The sequence below is a fragment of the Halodesulfurarchaeum sp. HSR-GB genome (assembly GCF_031432215.1).
GTDB lineage: Archaea > Halobacteriota > Halobacteria > Halobacteriales > Halobacteriaceae > Halodesulfurarchaeum.
Genome location: NZ_JAVKGN010000001.1, coordinates 1,295,932 through 1,314,421 on the forward strand (window position 1 = coordinate 1,295,932; position 18,490 = coordinate 1,314,421).

Below are 18,490 nucleotides of genomic sequence, written 5' to 3' on the forward strand. Positions count from 1 at the left end.
ACCCCTCAATCGTGGCGGAAGGCCCGGGTACCCGTGAACACCATCGCCAGATCATGTTCGTTCGCGGCCTCGATGACGGCCTCGTCGTTGACCGAGCCACCGGGCTGGATCACGGCCTCGACACCCGCTTCGGCCGCGAGTTCGACCCCGTCCGGGAAGGGGAAGAAGGCGTCACTCGCCATGACACTCCCTGCCGCGGACTTGCCCTCGGCGTCCCGATCGGCCTTCTTGGTCGCCAGGTCGACGGCGTCGACTCGACTCGCCTGTCCCATCCCGATCCCGACCGTTTCGGTGCCGGAGGCCAGGACGATGGCGTTTGACTTGACGTGTTTGGCGGTCTGCCAGGCAAACAGCAGTGACTCCAGTTCGGCCGCGGTTGGCTCGCGTTCGGTCACCGTCTCCAGATCCGCCGCCTGGGGGGCCTGGAGGTCACGCTCCTGTACCAGCCGACCGCCGACCAGCGGCTTCTCGACCTGTCCCAGCGTGTCGCCGTCGAATTCGCCGACGTCGAGCACGCGGAGGTCGTCTTTTTCGGTCAGCACGTCGAGGGCGTCGGCTGTGTATCCGGGTGCGACGACGGCCTCCTTGAACGAGTCGACGATGGCGGTCGCGGTTGGTTCATCACAGGGTCGGTTGAGGGCCACGATCCCGCCGAACGCGCTCTTGGCGTCCGTGGCCAGTGCGTCCTCGTAGGCCTCGCTGAGGCTGTCGCCGACCGCACACCCGGCCGGGTTGGTGTGTTTGATGACCGCGGCGGCCGGCGCTTCGAACTCCCGGATCAGGTTCAGGGCGGCGTCGGCGTCGTTGTAGTTGTTGTAGGAGAGGGCCTTCCCGGTCGGATTTCGCTGTTCGGCGTCGACCACGCTGGCGGCCTCGTTTCTTGGATCGGCATAGAGGGCGGCCTCCTGGTGGGGGTTCTCCCCGTATCGGAGTTTCCGAACCCGGTCGGTGGAGGTGAATCGTCGGTGGGGAAAGGCCCCGCCGTCCTCCGTGACCGTGACCTCGTCTCCATCGATTGTCACCTGTCCCGCCGCGATCATCTCGATCGCGCGGGGATAGGCCGTGAACTCGCCCTCGTAGAGGACCCGGCGTTTCAGATCCGCCGGGTCGTCGTCGGGATAGACCGGCACCGGCTCCTGGGTGATGATCGGGCCCGCATCGACGTGTTCCTCGATGACCGAGCCATCCTCGGCGACGGCGTCGGTCACGAGATGGACGGTACACCCCGAAACGGCCACCCCCGCCGCGAGGGCCTGTTCGTGGGCGTTCTCGCCCGGGAAGGACGGCAACAGCGAGGGGTGAACGTTGAGCGTCGGCGGCGCGGCTTCGAGGAACGTCTCGGACAGGATTTGCATGTAGCCATCGAGCGCGACGAGATCCAGGTCGTAGTCGGAAAGCACCTGCAGGATTCGCCGTTCGTGTTCCCGGCGGTCCATCCCCGGGGAGCGCTCGACGACGGCCGTGTCGATCCCCCGATTTTCGGCCTTCTCGATGATCGGCGCGTCGGCGTGATTCGACACGACGACCCCGAGGGTCGCATCCCCCGGCTGTCGATCCTGGATGTGCAAGAGATTTCGACCGCGGTTGCTCGCGAGTCCGGCGATAATTGGCATACTGGATAGCCCGGCGTGCACTCGCAAAATCGTTGTGGTCCCTGCGCGAACGATTATCCACTGTCGTGCATATCTCCGTGACTCCAGGCGGGAAACGGGACGAATATATTCACGAACGTGGAACGACTCGACCGACATTCTTAACCGGCGACCGCGGCCACACCGACACATGTCAAACGATCGTGGCCCGCTGTGGGCCGTTTCGCCGCTCGACGGTCGGTACGCCGACCGGACGGCCCCGCTCGTCGAGTACGTGAGCGAGGCGGCGCTCATGCGTGCCCGCGTGACCGTCGAGGTGGAGTACACTATCGCCCTCGCTGATCTCCAGGCGACCCCCGTCGAGATCGATCCCGAACTCCGGGAGTCGATGCGGGACTGCTACCGGGACTTCGATGAGTCGGACGCCGAGTTGATCAAGGCCATCGAGACGACCGGCGCCAGGGGCTATGCCGCGACCAACCACGACGTCAAGGCCGTCGAGTACTATCTGCGGGAGGCCACACCCGAACGGGTCCATCCCTGGTTGCACTTCGGCTTGACCAGCGAGGACGTCACGAACCTGGCCTACCGCATTCTGATCCGGGACGCCATGGAGTCGGTGTTACTGCCTCGACTGCGGGTGATTCGTGAGGAACTGACCGACTTTGCACACGACCACGCCGACCTCCCGATGCTCGCCCGAACCCACGGCCAGCCTGCAACGCCGACGACCTTCGGCAAGGAGATGGCGGTGTACGCCGCGCGGGTGGGCCAGGGAATCGCGGCCGTCGAATCGGCGACAGACTCGCTCGCGGGCAAACTCGGCGGGGCGACCGGGACGTTCGCGGCTCACGCCGTGGCCTATCCTGATGTCGACTGGCCGGGCTTTGCCCGCGAGTTCGTCACCGATCTGGGGCTCTCTTACCTACAGCCGACGACCCAGATCAATCCCGGCGACGACCTGGCGACGCTCTTCGACGCGCTGGCCCGAGTAAACCGGGTGCTGGTCGACCTCGACCGGGACGCCTGGCAGTACGTGAGCCTGGGCTATCTGGGCCAGGAAGCCGCGGCGGGCGAAACCGGTTCCTCGACGATGCCACACAAGGTCAACCCCATCGACTTCGAGAACAGCGAGGGCAACCTCTCGCGGGCCAACAGCGATTTGGGCTTCCTCGCGGAGACCATCACGACCTCCCGCATGCAGCGGGACCTCTCGGACTCGACGGTCAAACGGAACATGGGGGTCGCACTCGCGCATTCGCTTTTGGGCTACGTGAAACTCGAGGCCGGCCTGGCGAAGGTCGTGCCCCGCGAGTCGGTCATGGCCGAGGACCTCCAGGCCAATCCGGCGGTGATCGGCGAGGCGATCCAGACGGTCCTCCGGCGTGAAGGGAATCCGGACGCCTACGAACTGGTGAAAGAGGCCACTCGGGGCGAGTCCGTCACCATGGCGGACTTCGAGGCCCTCATCGAGGACCTTGATGTCGATGCGTCGACGAAAGAAACGCTGCGTTCACTCACGCCGGAATCGTACACCGGCATCGCCGCTTCGATCGCACGAGACGTGTGATCACTCGGCCACGAGCAGTGTCTCGAGGCCGTCGGTGAGGATCGCTCCGGCCTGCCGGACGGCGTCGATCGGAACGTACTCGCGCTCGCCGTGGGCGACCGGTCCCTGTTCGTCGGCCAGCACGCCCGGCCCGAAGACCACGGTCGGCGCCATTGAAGCGAAGTACGCAGCCTCGGTCGCAGCTCCGAAGGTTCGAGGTTCGCCCGCGCCGGCAGCCACCAGCGCCTGACTGACCGCCGCGTCGGCATCTGTCTCGAACCCTTCCAGGAACGGGGTCTCCCGCTCGGCCGGCTGGACCGCGACGGTGAGATCCTCGGAGACGACCGAGCGGAGGTGAGTCTGGAGCGACTCGAAGAATTCGGGTGCTCTCTCGGGTGGCACGCTCCGCCGATCGATCGTGAGTGTTGCTTCCGACGGGATCCGGTTGGTGGCTTCGCCCCCCGAGACGAGCGTGGGGGTCAGTGTGGGGGCCCCGAGCCGTGGATGGGTCGCGGGTCCGTGTTCGTCGTCGTAGCTTTCCAGGCCCGCGATCGCGTCTTTGAGCCCCGAGATGGCGTTCACGCCCGATTCAGGCGTGGCCGCGTGAGCACCCCGGCCACCGAGGTGGACCGTCCCCTGAAATCGGCCCCTGGCGGCCACACACACGTCGAGCCCGGTCGGTTCGCCCACGATGAAGCCGTCGGCGTCCAGTTCGAGTGCCGCCGCGCCGGTCGACTCCCGCTCCTCGTCGGGCGTGAGCGCGAGCGTGAGCCGGCCGGTTTCGGGTTCGGTCCGGAGGAAGGCTGCCAGTATCGCCGCGAGTGGCCCCTTCGCGTCACAGGATCCTCGGCCGCGGATCTCCGTCTCGGTCCGTTCGAGCGGGTGATGGGGCGGGACGGTGTCAAGGTGCGTGTTGAGAACGATCCGTGGCTCTCCGCTCCCTTTATCGGCCAGCAGGTTCCCCGCGTCGTCGATCCTGACTGTTTCGCCGTTGGCTTCCAGGGTCTCCCGGACCAGTTCCCGCATCTCCGTGACCGACTCGGTCGAGGGGGTTTCGACGGCCGTTTCGAGGAACTCGATCGGGTCGAAACTCATCGACTCCCCGCCTCGAACTCGACCGTTCCCTCGCGCTCGAAGGCCGTTGGGCCCGCGAGCGTGGCTGGCCCGTCTGCCGGTACGGTCACCGTCAGCGTGCCCCCTGGTGGCGACACTTCGATCGGTTCCCCGGCCGCAGCCAGCTCTTGCCTGACGGCGACGGCCGCGATCGCGACCGCGCCCGTCCCACAGGACTGGGTCTCGTCCTCGACGCCCCGCTCGTAGGTGCGCTGTCTGAACTCGCTGGGGCCGACGTACTCGGCAACCGTGACGTTCGTGCCCGCCGGAAACTCATCGGCGTAGCGGATCGGCTGGGCCATGGCCTCAAGGGCAACCTCCTCGACCGACCGGAGGAACGCGACCGCGTGGGGCACACCTGTGTTCACAGCCGAGATCGTCAGCCCCTCGAAGGGCTCCTCGATCATCGGTCCCTCCGATTCTACGGGGATTTCGGCCGGCTCGAAGCTCGGTTCGCCCATCTCGACGGTCACGTTGGTCTCGTCCGCATCAACTTCCGCGAGTCGGTCCCCGGCTGGGGTTTCGAGTCGGAACTTCCAGTCCCCGGTCTGTTCGTGGGCCCACCGGGCGGCCACTCTGGCCCCGTTGCCACACATCTCGGCCGTGCTGCCGTCCGGCTGGTAGAGCGTGAAGCCGACCCGGGTGGGCTCGGTTTCGGGATCGAGCTCCAGAAAGAGGATCCCGTCCACCCCCAACTCCACACAGGCCGACTGGGCGAACGCCGCCCGGTCGGTTTCCAGGGCCGCGGCTTCGACGACTGCGAATGCGTTGCCCGTCCCATGGTACTGGCGGTAGGGAACGTTCATCTGTCCACCTCCGAGTTGATCACGTCCTCGACGGTTTCCCGGCGTCTGACGAGTTTTGTCGAGCCGTCTTCCATGGCGATTACGGGTGCTCGCGGCCGGCTGTTGTACTGGCTCGCCATCTCGATGCCGTAGGCGCCGGTGAAGCCGACCCCGTACAGCTCACCTCGCTCTGGCTTCGGGAGACGCCGGTCCCGGGCGAGCACATCGGTACTCTCACAGATCGGGCCGACAACGGAGACTGTCTCGGTCTCTCCAGCCTGGTCCCCGGTGAGTGATTTGACCGGGTGGTAGGCGTCGTACAGGGCCGGTCGGAGCAAATCAGTCATGCCCGCGTCGACGCCAGCCAGGACGCCGTCGCCGGCCGGCTTGACGGTGTTGACCCGGGTCAGGAGGACCCCGGCGTCGGCGACCAGATACCGTCCCGGCTCGATGCGAAGTTCGGCGTCAACCCCCGCGAGTGCCTCGCGGGTCGCCGTCGCGATCGCGTCCAGGTCGAGGGGTTCTTCGTCGGGTCGGTACGGGACGCCGAACCCGCCGCCCACGTCGACGAACTCCAGGTCGGTATCGAGGTCCGTCGCGACCGACGCGATGGTTTCGACGACCGCTCGGTGGGCCGCCAGGCCGTCGTCCAGGATGCCGCTGCCGGCGTGGGCGTGCAAGCCGACCACGTCGAGTCCCTGCTCGGTCCCGGCCGCGACCGCCTCCGGGACCCGATCGACCGGGATCCCGAACTTGGCGTCCGCGCCGGTCGCGACCGCGTCACTGTGACCGGCACCTGTCCCTGGATGGATTCGGATCGCGACGCCCCCGTCGAAACCACGTTCCGCGAGGCGGTCGATCGTGTCCATCGCGTCCACGGTGATGGTGATCGGCGCTCCGCCGCCAACCAGGACGGCATCGAGGTCCCTGGCTGGCGCGTTGACGGGAGTGTACTGCACGTTGGCGGGGTCGAAGCCGGCTTCGAGCGCACGGCGAACCTCCCCGGCTGACGCACACTCGGCGCCGACACCAGCGTCTGCAAGTGTCTGCAGCACTGCCCGACCGGCGTTTGCCTTGACAGCGTACAGCAGCCTGGCGTCCGGAAACGCCGTCTGCAACCGGTCCAGGTTCTCGCGGATTCGATCCAGGTCGATGACGTAGGCGGGGGTCCCGTGGGTTTCAGCGATCTCCTGCAGTGGGTCTCGCTCCCAGTCGTCCAGACGGCGTACGGTCGGTCCAGTCATGAACTTCGAAGCTCCGCCTCGCGCTGGGTTGCGTCCCGTGTTTCGGCCTCGATGTCCATGGCGACGACCGCGGGCTTGTACGCGCCGCCGCTGAACAGTTCGTGTTCCCCCACGCTGGATTCGACGAAGCGAGTGAAGGCTCGCCGGTTGGGCGGAAGCTCGCCATAGTGGATCTCCTCATCGACCAGATCGTAGACCGGAATCCGCGGCGTCAGTAGCGTGTTCTCGCCGACGACACTCCCCTCGCCGACGACGAACCCGGAGGTCACCCGGGTGCCTGCACCCAGGGACACGTCGTCCTCGATGACGACCGGCGTGTCCTCGACGGGTTCCAGCACCCCGCCGATCAGGGTGTTTCCGCCAAGCTTGACGTTCTCGCCGATCTGGGCACACGAACCGACCGTGTTCGCCGAATCGACCAGCGTGCCGTCGCCGACGTACGCGCCGATGTTGACGAAACTGGGGCTCATCAGGATCGCGTCGCTGCCGACGTAGGCCCCTCGGCGGATCGTGGTGCCGTTGGGCGTGTTTCGGGTGCCGCGCTCGCCCAGATCAGCGGTTTCCCGAAGGCCCAGCACGTCGTGGTAGGTCACGTCGCCGTAGGTCCGGGGCTCGATCTCCCGGAGTGAGAAGTTGAGCAGAATTCCGGTCTTGACCCACTCGACGGCTTCCCATCCGTCGGTTCGGGGCTCGGCGGCGCGAATATCGCCCGCTTCGAGGGCGGCGAGGAACTCCGCGAGTACCTCGCGTTCGGCTGTGCCCGGTTCCGTCAACTCGCCCGAATCGTAGCGATGCTTGAGGTCGGTGATGTCGGCTTCCAGCGTCATTGATCGGTCTCGCTCAGTTTCGCTGCGATCGCTGCAAATCGGTAGAATCCCGGTTCCTGGTCGACAAGCCAGCTCGCGGCGTCGAGGGCTCCCTCTGCGAAGACCGAGCGTGAGCCGGCCCGGTGGGTAAGCGAGAGGGTCTCCCGGTTGCCCGCGAGCAGTACCTCGTGTTCGCCAGTGATGTCGCCGGCTCGGCGAGCGTGAACGCCGATCTCGCCGGCTTCCCGCGGGGCCTCGCCCTCGCGACCGTGCACCCGCGCTGCGGGCCCGCCCCGGGCCTCGTCGATCCGGTCGAGGATCAGCGAGGCGGTCCCGGAGGGAGCATCGCGCTTGCCGTTGTGGTGGGTCTCGGTCAGTTCGATGTCGTACTCCGAGAGTGACTCCACGGCCGCCGTCACGGCGTCGATCAGGGCCTGGATCCCGCGGGCGAAGTTCGCGCCCAGCAGGACCGGCGTCTCCTCGCCGGCGGCTTCGAGGGCGGCCCGCTGCTCGTCGTCGAACCCAGTCGTGCCAGTCACGATGGGGACGCCGGCGTCGGCCGCCAGGGTGACGTACTCGACAGCACTCTCCGGGCCCGTGAAGTCGATGATTACGTCGGGTTCGGTCTCGGTGAGTAGCGTCTCGAACCGCCGGGCTGGCTCCACGTTCTCCAGCTGTGGGTCGGCGTCCCGGTTCACGGCGAAGGCGACGGTGAGCCCGCGCTCCTCGGCTGCGTCCCGGACTGCCTGGCCCATCCGGCCGGTCGCGCCGGTGACCCCGATTCGGAGGCCCTCGCTCATTCGGCTCCCTCCGCGAGGTCCGCGAGGACCGCTTCGAGCTCACGGCGGTTCTCCGGGCTGATCGTCGAGAGCGGGGAGCGAAGGCGACCCGTGCCGTGCCCCCGGATCTCCATTGCGGCCTTGACCGGGATCGGGTTCGTCTCGGCGAAGAGGGCCTCGACCAGCGGGGCGAGTTCCCGGTGCACCTCGCGAGCCTGTTCGTAGTCGCCCTCGAGCGCGCTGTGAACCAGTTCGACGGTGCGCTCGGGTTCGACGTTCGCGGCGACGGAGATGACCCCAGTCCCGCCGACCGAAATGATCGGGAGGGTCAGGCCGTCGTCACCGGAGAGGACCGAGAACTCCTCGGTGGCCGTGCGCCGGGCGACCTCGCTGACTCGGCCGAGATCGCCACTCGCGGCCTTGTAGCCCACGATGTTCTCGTGGCTCGCCAGGTTCACTGCCGTCTCGACGGCGATGTTTCGGCCCGTTCGCGAGGGGACGTTGTAGATGATCTGTGGCAGGTCGACCTCGTCCGCGATCGCGCGGTAGTGGGCCTCCATTCCGGCGGGTTCGGGCTTGTTGTAGTACGGCGAGATGAGCAGGAGCCCGTCCGCACCGGCTTCCTCCGCCCCGCGAGAGAGGACGAGGGCCTCGTGGGTTGCGTTACTTCCCGCTCCGGCGATCACGGGCACATCGACTGCTTCGACGACTGTCTCGACGACGTCGACGTGTTCCTGGTGGGTCAGCGTGGCGCTCTCGCCGGTCGAGCCCACTGGTACGACGCCGTCGACGCCGGCTGCTTCGAGCCGGGTCGCGTTCGCCGCGAGTCGATCGTGGTCGATACTCCCGTCTTCGAGAAACGGCGTCGTCATTGCCGGGTAAACGCCGGTCGTGAGATCGTGTGTCATTGGTGGTCGGTTGGTGGGTGGGGTGTTTCATTAGTGTGCTGATACGGGCGAGTGATGGGTGCGTCCAGTTAGCTGCTGGTCGCAGGATGGGAAACGGCCCGAAACGGGGTCCGAACCCGCAACGAGCCATGTGATCACTGCCCACGTTTCAGAACAGGTCGAAACTCGCCTCCTGGCCCGTCGTGACCGCCGGTGGAAGCGAGTATCATGCTCGAAGGCTGACCGTCCAGGGTTAAAGCTGTTTTGGGCTCCCGGGCCGCCCGGTTTTTCAACGGGGCGCTCGAACGGGGAATCGAATGCTCGTCTTGGGGGACGCCCACGCGAATACACCCGACCGCCGTGCAGCCCTGATGCGCGCCTATCGGGCCGCAGACCCGGACGTCGCCCTCCAGCTCGGGGACCTCTTTTACTACGACCTGCCGGTCGAGACCTACTTCATCGCGGGCAACAACGAGGACTTCGACGTGATCGACGCGCTGCGACACGGCCGGGTCCGGAGTCGGAATACCAGAAACGTCCGACTGCTCGACAGCCGCGCCGTCGAACTCGAAGGCCTCCGGATCGGCGGGCTCTCTGGCAATTTCGCACCCACCCAGTACGAGAAGCCCCGATCCGCGCTTCGTGGCGACCGGCGGCGACACTTCGTCCGGGCCGACGTGGAAGCCCTCAAACGGGTGGGCTCGGTCGACGTGCTGCTCACCCACGAGGCCCCACACGGGACTGACGTCGACGAGGAGTACACCGTCGGGTGCCGGCCGGTCGACGAACTCATTTCGGCACTCTCGCCCGATCTCTGTTTGACTGGACACCACCATCAGCACACCGAGACGACTTTCGGTGACACACGGGTGATCACCACCGCGCCGGCCTGGGAGTCCTACTACGAACTGGACCCGGACACGCTCGCTGTGGCCCGTCACGAGACACCCGGCCCGGACGAGGAAGCGGAGGTTTAACATCGCCCGGGAAGACGACAGGGTATGACCTCGATCCATCCCGGGCAGCGCGTCGCGGTCCTTGCCGACGCGCAGAACCTCTATCACTCCGCACAGAGTCTTCACTCCCGGAACATCGATTACTCGAAGCTCCTCTCGAAGGCCGTGCAGAACCGCGAACTCACACGGGCCATCGCCTATGTCATACGAGCCGACTCCCCCGAGGAGGAGAGCTTCTTCGAGGCGCTTGACGACATCGGCTTCGAGACCAAGATCAAGGACATCAAGACCTTCCAGGACGGCTCGAAGAAGGCTGACTGGGACGTGGGCATGAGCCTGGACGCGGTGACCCTGGCCGATCACGTCGACACGGTCGTGCTCTGTACGGGCGATGGCGATTTCTCCCGGCTGGTCTCCCATCTCCGGCACGAGGGGGTCCGCGTGGAGGTCATGGCCTTCGAGAGTTCGACCGCCGAGGAACTCAGGGCGGCCGCCGACACGTTCATCGATCTGGGAGATCGGATCGAAACGTTTCTGCTTTGAAGGGATTCGGACGGTTTTAACTGCGGGGTCACAATAGAGACGGGTATGAACGAGACGCCCACCGACCGGAAACGGGACCTCCTCGGGCGCGTGCTGGTCCCGGTCGCAAACGTGGACGACGCCGAGAGAACGGCTCGAATCCTCGCAACCTACGATCCGGGCGAGATCGTCGTGCTTCACGTCGTCGAGAAGGGCGAAGGAGTGCCGGACAAGACGCCGGTCGAGCAATCCGAAGAGATCGCGGCGGAGAGTTTCGCCGTCGTGCGCGAACACTTCCCGGATGCCGAGACCGAGACGGCGTACGCCCGGGACGTGGTGGGCGCGATAATCGAAACGGCCGGGGCCGTCGAGGCGACCTCGATCGTCTACCGCCCGCGCTCGGGCGGTCGGCTGATGCATTTTCTCTCCGGTGATCTCTCGCTCAAGCTACTCACGCGGGCTGACCGGCCGGTCGTCTCTCTCCCCGAAGCATGACCGAGGAAGAACTCGCGAAAGACCTGGGCCTGATCTCGGCGATGACCATCGGGATCGGGACCATGATCGGGGCCGGGATCTTCGTGCTCCCCGGTGTTGCGGCCCACGCGGCCGGGCCAGTCGTGGTGCTCTCCTTCGTCGTCGGGGGCGTGATCGCGATGGTGAATGCGCTCTCGATCTCCGAACTCGGGACGGCCATGCCCAAGGCGGGCGGCGGGTATTACTACATCAACAAGGCACTCGGGCCACTGTTCGGCTCGATCGCCGGCATGGGTGACTGGATGGGGCTTGCCTTTGCCTCGGCCTTTTACTCGATCGGGTTCGGTCAGTATCTCGCGGTCTTCGTTTCGCTCCCGGAATTCGGTTTTCTCAACCAGATTCAGGTCGGAGCGCTGGTCGCGGGGCTCGTCTTCGTCGGAGTCAACTACATCGGTGCGAAGGAGACCGGCGGGGTCCAGACGGTCATCGTCTTTCTGCTCCTTGGCATCCTCACGCTGTTTTCGATTGCCGGCTTCTTCTCCTTTGACTACGCCACGCTCATCAGCGAGGGTGGTCTGGCTCCCTTCGGATTCGGACAGATCCTTCCGGGGACGGCGCTCGTCTTCGTTTCCTTCCTGGGCTATGCGAAGATCGCGACGGTTGGCGAGGAACTCCGCAATCCAGGGCGCAACCTCCCGATCGCGCTCATCGGAAGCGTGGCCATCGTGACGGTCATCTATGCGATCGTCGTCTCGATCATGCTCGGTGTGGTTCCGTGGCCCGATCTCAGCACGGACGCGCCGGTCGCCCAAGCGGCCGAGGTGGCCTTTCCCTCCGCTATCGGGCCGATAACCGGGGTCGCGGGTGCCGCGGCCGCGGTGATGACCGTCGGCGCCCTTCTGGCGACGGCTTCCTCGGCCAACGCCTCGATTCTCGCCTCCGCGCGGATCAACTTCGCGATGGGTCGTGACAAGATCGTCACGGACTGGCTCAACGAAGTCCATCCGAACTTCTCGACGCCCTACCGGTCAATTCTGGTCACGGGCCTGCTTATCGTGGTGTTCATCGCGCTTCTGGGCCGGGAAATCGAAATACTCGCGAAGGCCGCGAGTGTGCTCCATCTCATCGTCTATGCCCTGATGAACGTGGCCCTGATCGTCTTCCGGGAGGCAGAAACGCCGGAGTACGACCCGGACTTCACAGTCCCGTTTTATCCGTACACTCCCATCCTTGGAACCGTTCTCTCCCTGGGGCTCGTCGCCTTCATGGACAATTACGAGATCGCGCTGGCCGGGGCCTTCGTGGCCGGCGCGGTGATCTGGTACTTCCTCTACGCGCGGGACAACACGACCCAGGAGGGCGTACTCTCGGACTTCATCGCGTCCCGGGAGGAGCAGTTCCCCGACCAGGTCGTTGATGCCGCAAACGCCGTGGCCCCGAACGGGGACGAAGGGCCGACGATCATGGTACCGGTCATGAACCCTCGGACGGAGACCGCACTCATCACCCTGGCGAGCATCCTCGCCCGCCAGCAGGGCGGTCGCGTGCTTGCGACACACATCGTCACCGTCCCGGACCAGACATCGTTGCAAGCCGCAGCGCGCAATCGAGAACAGATCGACGCACGCTCCTCGGAGCTTCTTTCGGCGGCGACCGAGGACGCGGCACAGTTCGGGGTTCCGATCGAGACTCGGACGATCCTCTCTCACCGGGGCCTCGAAGAGGTCTTCGACGCCGCGAGAGACCACGACGCCGATACGGTCGTCATGGGTTATGGCGGGGCTCGCTTCGCTGGTGGTCGCGCCGAGCGGGCACTCGACGAGTTGACACACGACCTGCCCTGTGACTTCCTGGTCCTCGACGCGGAGGAGTTCGATCCCGCGACGGTCTTGCTCCCCACGACGGGTGGCCGGTCCTCTGAGCTTTCCGCCGACGTGGCCCGGGCACTCCAGGCGGCAGTCGATTCCTCGATCTCGTTGCTCCACGTGGTCGACGCGGGCGAGGAGACCGCCGGCGAGAAGTTCCTCACGGAGTGGGCCACCGAAAACGATCTCACCGACGCCGAACAGATCGTGGAGACGGGGTCCCCGTCGTCGGTCATCGCCCGTCTCGGCGGCGAGTACGACCTGGTCGTCCTGGGAGCGACCGAGCGGGGCCTGCTCTCCCGGGTGATACAGGGCTCGCCGGCGCTGCGGAGTCTCGAATCGCTCGACGTGCCAGTACTACTGGCCGAACGGCCGTCCTCCCGTTCGCTCTGGAGTCGGCTGTTCCGGCGGACGTGAACGAAGCCGCTAAACCGCTCCCGACCCCAGGACGGCCATGCACTCGGCGGCACAACTTCGCACCGTAGCCGACTACCAGTTCGGGGCTGGGGCCGGGCAGGCGCTTTTTCCACCCGACGTGGACCGGACGATCCAGCGCTCCGCATCCGGTCGCCCGCGCCAGGTCATCCAGGACGGCGACCGGCTGGTGAGTCTGGGTACTGATGGCCGCTTCACGCTCGGTCTGGCCGGTGGGCAGGCTCTCCAGGCAGCGCTGGATCCTCCGGCGTATCGGGTCGTCGTGGGTGACGAGAGCGAGCCGTTCGTCAGGGACGGAAAGAACGTCTTCGCGAAGTTCGTCCAGTCGGTCGATCCGACGGTGCGTGCGGGCGACGAGGTACTAATCGAACACGAACGCGGCGAACTCATCGCGGTTGGCCGGGCCGAACTCGACGCGTCGGCGATGCTCGACTTCGAGACGGGCATGGCCGTGCTCGTCCGCGAGGGCGCTCGCTGAGTGTCCCAAACGCCACGCTTTTCTCCCCGGCTTCCAACCCTCGGGTATGTTCGGAGGCGGCGGCATGAACCCGCGCAAGATGGAACAGCTCATGGACCAGATGGGGATCGACCTCGACGAACTCGACGCCGTCGAGGCCACGATCACCCTCGAAGACGGGACCAAACTCCACTTCGACGAGCCCGAGGTCACCCGCATGGACGCCCAGGGCCAGGAGACCTACCAGGTCGTCGGCGAACCAGCGGAACACGAGGCGGAGTCCGAGGAGAGCGAGTCCCCGGCCGAGTCCGGGACTGGGATTCCCGAGGCCGACGTCGAGATCGTTGCCGAGCGGGCCGGGGTTCCGACGGAGACAGCCCGACAGGCCCTCGAAGCGGCGGATGGCGACCTCGCGGCGGCCATCGACGACCTCGAGTGATTCTCCTCGTCCGCGGCGACCGGGAGTTTCTGGTCGAACCGGGTGCGGAACTCCACACCGATCTGGGGGTCGTGCACGTCCCCGAGGACGTCGAACCCGGTCAGCAGGTCGAGAGCCATCTGGGTGAGGCCTTCGGGGTCCGGGCCCTGCGGGGACCGGACCTGTTCAACCACCTGGAACGGACCGGCGCGCCGATGATGCCCAAGGACATCGGCCTCCTGGTCGGGCACACAGGCGTCGCGGCCGGCGACCGGGTGCTCGACGCCGGCACCGGGACAGGCGTGCTCGCGGCCTATCTCGGTCGGATGGGGGCCGCGGTGACGACCTACGAGCGTGACCCCGACTTTGCCGAGGTGGCCCGCGAGAACATGAAACTGGCTGGGGTGGCCGAGACCGTCGAGGTTCGGACCGGCGACCTGACCGAGGCGCTTGGGGACCTGGCTGACTTCGACGTGCTCACACTCGACACGGAAGACGCACCGACCGTCGTCGCTCGGGCACCCGATCTGCTCGTCTCCGGCGGTTTCCTGGCCGTCTACTCGCCGTTCATCGAGGCCGCTCGCGAGGTCGAACACACGGCTCGCGAAGCGGGTCTCGGGGACATCGAGACGACCGAGACCATCCAGCGGCGGATGGACTTCGACGACCGTGGGTCCCGTCCCTCCACGAAGGGCGTCGGTCACACGGGCTATCTGACCTTCGCACGGATGGTGTAACGGAGGCGGTGGCACGTCCCCCACAAGTGGGCCGGCTTATTTCCACTATGGTCTGGTGGCTGTTCCCATGACAATTGAGGCTGGGTGAGAGAAGTAGCATCCGCGAGAGCGGGTTCGAAGAACCCGCTCGAAGCGGTTCTCCACGCCTTCGGCGTGGCTTTTTTGGTCCAGATTTTTGGAGAGGGGGTTCCGCAGCGAGCGGTAGCGAGCGAGGAACCCCGTCTCGAAAAAGGTGGGTGTCAGTGATCGTCTTCTCGCCAGCGGTGATCGCACTCCGTACAGACGAAAAAGCGGGTCTCTGACTCGTCGGCCGAGCGGATCTGCTGCATGTACCAGTAGGCCGTATCGTTCCCACACTCCGGGCACTCGGTCTCGGTCGTCGGCAGCCCGGTGTCACCGCCCGTTCCGGTCTCGATGACCTCGCTTACCTCCTGTTCCTCCGAGAGGACGTAGTTCGCGTCGGGGTTCTTGGGCTGTCGGTTCTCACAGCTGGTACACACCCAGAACTCGCCGTCGGCTCGCATCATCGAGCCGCATTCGTCACAGAACTCCATTGGGGGCCAGTTCTCGATTCGCGGGCTTAAGGCCGTTGCTCGCGCGACCGGTTTCCAAACAGGGAAGGCATCGAGTCAGTAATCCCCACCATGGCCGTTTTCGGCACCGACCGTCGGGTCCTCGTGCTGGCATTCGCACGGATGGCCGACGAGATGGGCAACTCCTTTCTCATCATCGTCCTGCCGCTCTACATCGCCTCCGGACAAATTCAGCTCGATGCTCTGTTGGGCACCCAGGTTCCAATCCTCTCGATCACGGTCACGGAATCGCTTCTGATCGGGCTCGCACTCTCGATGTTTGGCTTTCTCAACAGCTTCAGCCAGCCCTTCACGGGGCGGTTGACTGACCGGGCGGGCCGGCGAAAGGTCTTCATCCTCTTCGGGCTTGCAATTCTGGGAATCGGAAGCGGGGGATACCTCTTCGTCTCGCAGTACCGCTGGGTTCTCTTCTTCCGGCTCCTGCAGGGAATCGGAGCGGCTTTCACCATCCCGGCGACGGTCGCACTCGTAAACGAGTTCGCGACGAGTGCTCGGACCCGCGGGGGCAACTTCGGGGTCTACAACACCTTCAGACTCATCGGATTTGGATTCGGCCCGATCGTCGCCGGCGTCGTCGTGGAATTCTGGGGCTTCGATGCGGCCTTTCTCGTCGCGGTTGCAGGGGCGTTTTTCAGTTTCCTCCTCGTCTATCTCTTCGTCGAGGACCCCGAAGAGACGCAGGCGAGTGCGGGAAGCGACCTCTCCATTGCGGTCAGGGGGCCACCGGGCTATCTCCTGGATCCGGTTTTCACCCTCGGTCTGGGCACCGTGGCGATGGGGATCGCGATCGCACTCTTTGCGCCCCTCGAGGGCCAGATCAACGCTCGCCTGGGCCAGTCGTCAGTTCTCTTCGGGGTCCAGTTCGGGGCGGTGACGATCGCGAACATCCTGCTGCAGATCCCGATCGGGCGGGCGAGTGACGGGTATGGGCGTCGTCCGTTCCTCGTCGCCGGATTCCTGATTCTCGTTCCCTCGACGCTCGCGCAGGGGTATGTCCTCTCGCCGCTTATGATGACACTTGCACGGTTGGCCCAGGGGGTCGCCGTCGCGATGGTCTTCGCGCCCTCGCTGGCGCTGGCCGGTGACCTTGCCCGCGAGGGGGCCTCGGGAACCACGCTGTCGGTGCTCACCATGGCCTTCGGGTTCGGGGTGGCGGTGGGGCCGCTTTCGGCCGGCTTTCTGGAGCGCTTTGGCTTTCACGTGCCCTTCCTCGCGGGTAGCGTCCTCGCCGTGCTGGCCCTCCTCTTGGTCTACACGCAGGTCGAGGAGACGCTCACGGACACGAAATCGATCTTCGGCTCCTGAGCCAGAAAGGGGAAATACCTCGGCTTAATCCCCGTAGATATGCCCCTCTCCGAGACGGCCCGGTCGCGGCTCGCGGATATCCTGGAACGTGAACCCACGAAGAACAGCGAGCTCCAGGCGGCCTGGGATATGGACAGCGGCAGCGAGGTCCACCAGTACCTCGAATCCGAACTCAAACCCTACTACTATCGAGACGATAACAGTTTGATTCGAGTGACACCCGAGGGCGAGGCGGTGCTCTCAGGCGAGACGGGTGACGGGCCGGCCGTCGCCTTTGCCGGAATCGAGGAGGCGGTCTTCGGGGCGGTTCCGGGCCCCGAGGAGCGGTCGGCGAGTGTCGTCGCGATCCTCCACGAGGTGCGCGATCAGGGAGCACCAGATGCTGGAGTCGAGGCGGTCCGGGCCGCGCTCCGGACGCTCACCCAAAAAGACGTCCTCGAACGGATCGACCGAACTGTCCCGACCTACCGGCTGGCGGTGCCCCGTTCCGATGTCACGGTGCTGGAGACGGAGTGACACCTCGCGCTCCGTTCTCGCAAGATTCGTTTGACCGTCTGCCCCGGTCCGCCTTCGATGGGCCAGCCACCCTGTCGGTGCTGGGGCGGTTCGGGCTGGAAGTGTGGACAGTTACCCCGACACTCCCGCGGGGTCTGGGTCCGTTCGAAGGCTGCACACGTCGGCCTGTAGCCGTACCGACCCACGGTCAAATCGAAGTGCGCACAGTCCGGCCGCATCGACTCGACGTAGTGACGCCACCCGCGCTCGTAGGCCCGCTCGGCGATGTCGTATCGCTTCTCCGATTTTGCGGCCCGTGACAGCACCTCGAACCGGGCTGCTGACTGGTCGTGGGACCCGCCCTCGGGTCGATCGAGAATGTCGATGCCGGCCTGGTCCGTCGTGAGGGTGCGCGGTCGCCAGAGCACGTCGACGCCGTCGGGCCCCAGCGTGAGAATCCCGACCTCGGAGGGGATCCGTTCCAGGAGCGCTGGTTCCACTCGCGAACCGGTGCCGGTCGTCGCGAGCCAGACCTCGTCGGCGATCCCGGCGGCGACATCTCGCTCTAGTTGGTCCGTGAGTCGACGGGCGGCGCTCGCGTCCAGGTCGGGTTTGTTCTCGATCGCGACGATTCGGTCGACCCAGTCGGGATACTCTTCGACTCGGCGAATCTCGATTTGACCCCCGCGCTTGCGGGATTCGAGGGCGTCACGGGCCGTCGCCTCGTGGATCGACTCCCTGACGTACCGCCAGGGATAGCCCGGGTGTGGAAGGGCCTCGCGGTAATAGGTCCAGGATTCCGGGGCGTGCTGGAGGACGTGGCGAAGGTCGCTGTTGAGCCGCTCGGAGCCGAACGCGGCGCGGGTCTCGAAGGCATCGGGTTCGACCTCGATCACGATGGTGTCCCAGCGACGCTGCTGCCAGCCCAGTTGGCGGGCGACGATGGCCGGTGTCGGCTCACCCGCTGGTGGCCACTCCTGTTCGGCCCAGGCACAACTCGCCAGTTCGAAGGCGAACTCGCTGTCCCCGGGTGGGAAGCTCACACGTCCAGTTCGTCGATGTGTTCGTGGGCATCCCGCAGGATGTCCCGCGGACCGTCCTGAGTGATCGTGTTCAGTGCCTGCTGGTAGTCCCGCCACTGGTGGTCCCGGTGTTCGTGGGACAGTTCGGCACTGGCCTCGTAGGACTTCGCGACGAACAGGTGCACGGTCTTGTGGATCCGGTCCCCGTTCGCCTCGAAGACATAATCGTATTCCTCGCGGAAGCCATCGAGCAGCCTGAAATCGCTGATCCCGGCCTCCTCCTGTACCTCTCTGATTGCCGTCTGCTGGAGTTCTTCGTCCCCCTCGACGCCGCCTTTGGGGAATTCCCAGTCCCCGGGGCGGCTCTTCAGTAGGAGGTATTCACGCCGGCCCCGCGTGTCCCGATAGAGAATGGCCCCGGCGCTTGTCGCTTCAACCGTCATTACTAGAGCGGTA

General features: G+C 65.9%; 20 protein-coding genes. 10 read left to right on the forward strand and 10 right to left on the reverse strand.

Annotated features, from left to right (window positions below):
- Nucleotides 1–5: 5 nt before the first annotated feature.
- Complete coding sequence (gene purH / locus RH831_RS06820) at nucleotides 6–1,613, reverse strand: bifunctional phosphoribosylaminoimidazolecarboxamide formyltransferase/IMP cyclohydrolase (protein WP_310553472.1); 1,608 nt, start codon at nucleotides 1,611–1,613, stop codon at nucleotides 6–8.
- Between the two features lie 169 nt (nucleotides 1,614–1,782).
- Here purH and purB point away from each other — a divergent pair, with 169 nt between their 5' ends.
- The gene (gene purB / locus RH831_RS06825) at nucleotides 1,783–3,162 is read left to right on the forward strand and encodes an adenylosuccinate lyase (protein WP_310553473.1); all 1,380 of its coding nucleotides are present in this window, start codon (nucleotides 1,783–1,785) and stop codon (nucleotides 3,160–3,162) included.
- Here purB and RH831_RS06830 read toward each other — a convergent pair whose 3' ends face one another.
- Genes RH831_RS06830 through dapA form a run of 6 tightly spaced genes read right to left on the reverse strand, consistent with a single transcriptional unit; the run spans nucleotide 3,163 to nucleotide 8,776 of the window.
- Nucleotides 3,163–4,236, reverse strand: a complete 1,074-nt coding sequence (locus RH831_RS06830) for a M20 family metallopeptidase (RefSeq protein ID WP_310553474.1) — start codon at nucleotides 4,234–4,236, stop codon at nucleotides 3,163–3,165.
- Nucleotides 4,233–5,060, reverse strand: a complete 828-nt coding sequence (gene dapF, locus RH831_RS06835) for a diaminopimelate epimerase (RefSeq protein WP_310553475.1) — start codon at nucleotides 5,058–5,060, stop codon at nucleotides 4,233–4,235. Before dapF ends, RH831_RS06830 begins: the two co-directional genes overlap by 4 nt.
- Nucleotides 5,057–6,283, reverse strand: a complete 1,227-nt coding sequence (gene lysA / locus RH831_RS06840) for a diaminopimelate decarboxylase (protein ID WP_310553476.1) — start codon at nucleotides 6,281–6,283, stop codon at nucleotides 5,057–5,059. The genes dapF and lysA overlap by 4 nt, the downstream gene beginning before the upstream one ends.
- On the reverse strand, nucleotides 6,280–7,110 hold the full coding sequence (locus tag RH831_RS06845; RefSeq protein ID WP_310553477.1) for a 2,3,4,5-tetrahydropyridine-2,6-dicarboxylate N-succinyltransferase: 831 nt from the start codon (nucleotides 7,108–7,110) through the stop codon (nucleotides 6,280–6,282). The genes lysA and RH831_RS06845 overlap by 4 nt, the downstream gene beginning before the upstream one ends.
- Nucleotides 7,107–7,889, reverse strand: coding sequence for a 4-hydroxy-tetrahydrodipicolinate reductase (dapB, locus tag RH831_RS06850; RefSeq protein ID WP_310553478.1), 783 nt, complete (start codon nucleotides 7,887–7,889; stop codon nucleotides 7,107–7,109). Before dapB ends, RH831_RS06845 begins: the two co-directional genes overlap by 4 nt.
- The gene (dapA, locus tag RH831_RS06855) at nucleotides 7,886–8,776 is read right to left on the reverse strand and encodes a 4-hydroxy-tetrahydrodipicolinate synthase (RefSeq protein ID WP_310553479.1); all 891 of its coding nucleotides are present in this window, start codon (nucleotides 8,774–8,776) and stop codon (nucleotides 7,886–7,888) included. The genes dapB and dapA overlap by 4 nt, the downstream gene beginning before the upstream one ends.
- 296 nt (nucleotides 8,777–9,072) lie before the next feature.
- On the opposite strand from dapA, the gene RH831_RS06860 reads away from it, so the two are divergent.
- The 7 genes from RH831_RS06860 to RH831_RS06890 are packed head-to-tail and all read left to right on the forward strand — an operon-like array spanning nucleotide 9,073 to nucleotide 14,619.
- Nucleotides 9,073–9,732 (forward strand): metallophosphoesterase, encoded by a 660-nt coding sequence (locus RH831_RS06860; RefSeq protein WP_310553480.1) that lies wholly within the window; start codon nucleotides 9,073–9,075, stop codon nucleotides 9,730–9,732.
- A 24-nt stretch (nucleotides 9,733–9,756) separates the two neighbouring features.
- Complete coding sequence (locus tag RH831_RS06865) at nucleotides 9,757–10,254, forward strand: NYN domain-containing protein (RefSeq protein ID WP_310553481.1); 498 nt, start codon at nucleotides 9,757–9,759, stop codon at nucleotides 10,252–10,254.
- Nucleotides 10,255–10,299: 45 nt separating this feature from the next.
- Nucleotides 10,300–10,728: a universal stress protein gene (locus RH831_RS06870; RefSeq protein ID WP_310553482.1), complete on the forward strand. Its 429-nt coding sequence runs from the start codon at nucleotides 10,300–10,302 to the stop codon at nucleotides 10,726–10,728.
- A complete protein-coding gene (locus RH831_RS06875; protein WP_310553483.1) occupies nucleotides 10,725–12,989 on the forward strand; it encodes an amino acid permease in 2,265 nt (754 codons plus the stop codon). The genes RH831_RS06870 and RH831_RS06875 overlap by 4 nt, the downstream gene beginning before the upstream one ends.
- 37 nt (nucleotides 12,990–13,026) lie before the next feature.
- Nucleotides 13,027–13,485 carry a PUA domain-containing protein gene (locus RH831_RS06880; protein WP_310553484.1) on the forward strand — a complete coding sequence of 153 codons (459 nt, stop codon included), beginning with the start codon at nucleotides 13,027–13,029 and terminating at the stop codon, nucleotides 13,483–13,485.
- Between the two features lie 46 nt (nucleotides 13,486–13,531).
- Entirely contained in the window at nucleotides 13,532–13,903 is a 372-nt protein-coding gene (locus RH831_RS06885; protein ID WP_071933205.1) for a nascent polypeptide-associated complex protein, read from the forward strand.
- On the forward strand, nucleotides 13,900–14,619 hold the full coding sequence (locus tag RH831_RS06890; protein ID WP_310553485.1) for a methyltransferase domain-containing protein: 720 nt from the start codon (nucleotides 13,900–13,902) through the stop codon (nucleotides 14,617–14,619). The genes RH831_RS06885 and RH831_RS06890 overlap by 4 nt, the downstream gene beginning before the upstream one ends.
- Before the next feature lie 239 nt (nucleotides 14,620–14,858).
- Here RH831_RS06890 and RH831_RS06895 read toward each other — a convergent pair whose 3' ends face one another.
- The gene (locus RH831_RS06895) at nucleotides 14,859–15,173 is read right to left on the reverse strand and encodes a transcription factor S (protein ID WP_310553486.1); all 315 of its coding nucleotides are present in this window, start codon (nucleotides 15,171–15,173) and stop codon (nucleotides 14,859–14,861) included.
- Nucleotides 15,174–15,263: 90 nt separating this feature from the next.
- Between RH831_RS06895 and RH831_RS06900 the strand changes: the two genes are divergently transcribed.
- A complete protein-coding gene (locus RH831_RS06900) occupies nucleotides 15,264–16,517 on the forward strand; it encodes an MFS transporter (RefSeq protein WP_310553487.1) in 1,254 nt (417 codons plus the stop codon).
- A 39-nt stretch (nucleotides 16,518–16,556) separates the two neighbouring features.
- A complete protein-coding gene (locus RH831_RS06905; protein ID WP_310553488.1) occupies nucleotides 16,557–17,033 on the forward strand; it encodes a DUF5797 family protein in 477 nt (158 codons plus the stop codon).
- On the opposite strand, the gene RH831_RS06910 is transcribed toward RH831_RS06905, so the two are convergent.
- Nucleotides 16,982–18,055 carry a DUF5787 family protein gene (locus tag RH831_RS06910; RefSeq protein WP_310553489.1) on the reverse strand — a complete coding sequence of 358 codons (1,074 nt, stop codon included), beginning with the start codon at nucleotides 18,053–18,055 and terminating at the stop codon, nucleotides 16,982–16,984. The two genes, RH831_RS06905 and RH831_RS06910, sit on opposite strands and share 52 nt — an antisense overlap.
- Nucleotides 18,052–18,477 carry a bis(5'-nucleosyl)-tetraphosphatase gene (locus tag RH831_RS06915; RefSeq protein WP_070365180.1) on the reverse strand — a complete coding sequence of 142 codons (426 nt, stop codon included), beginning with the start codon at nucleotides 18,475–18,477 and terminating at the stop codon, nucleotides 18,052–18,054. The genes RH831_RS06910 and RH831_RS06915 overlap by 4 nt, the downstream gene beginning before the upstream one ends.
- Nucleotides 18,478–18,490: the final 13 nt, after the last annotated feature.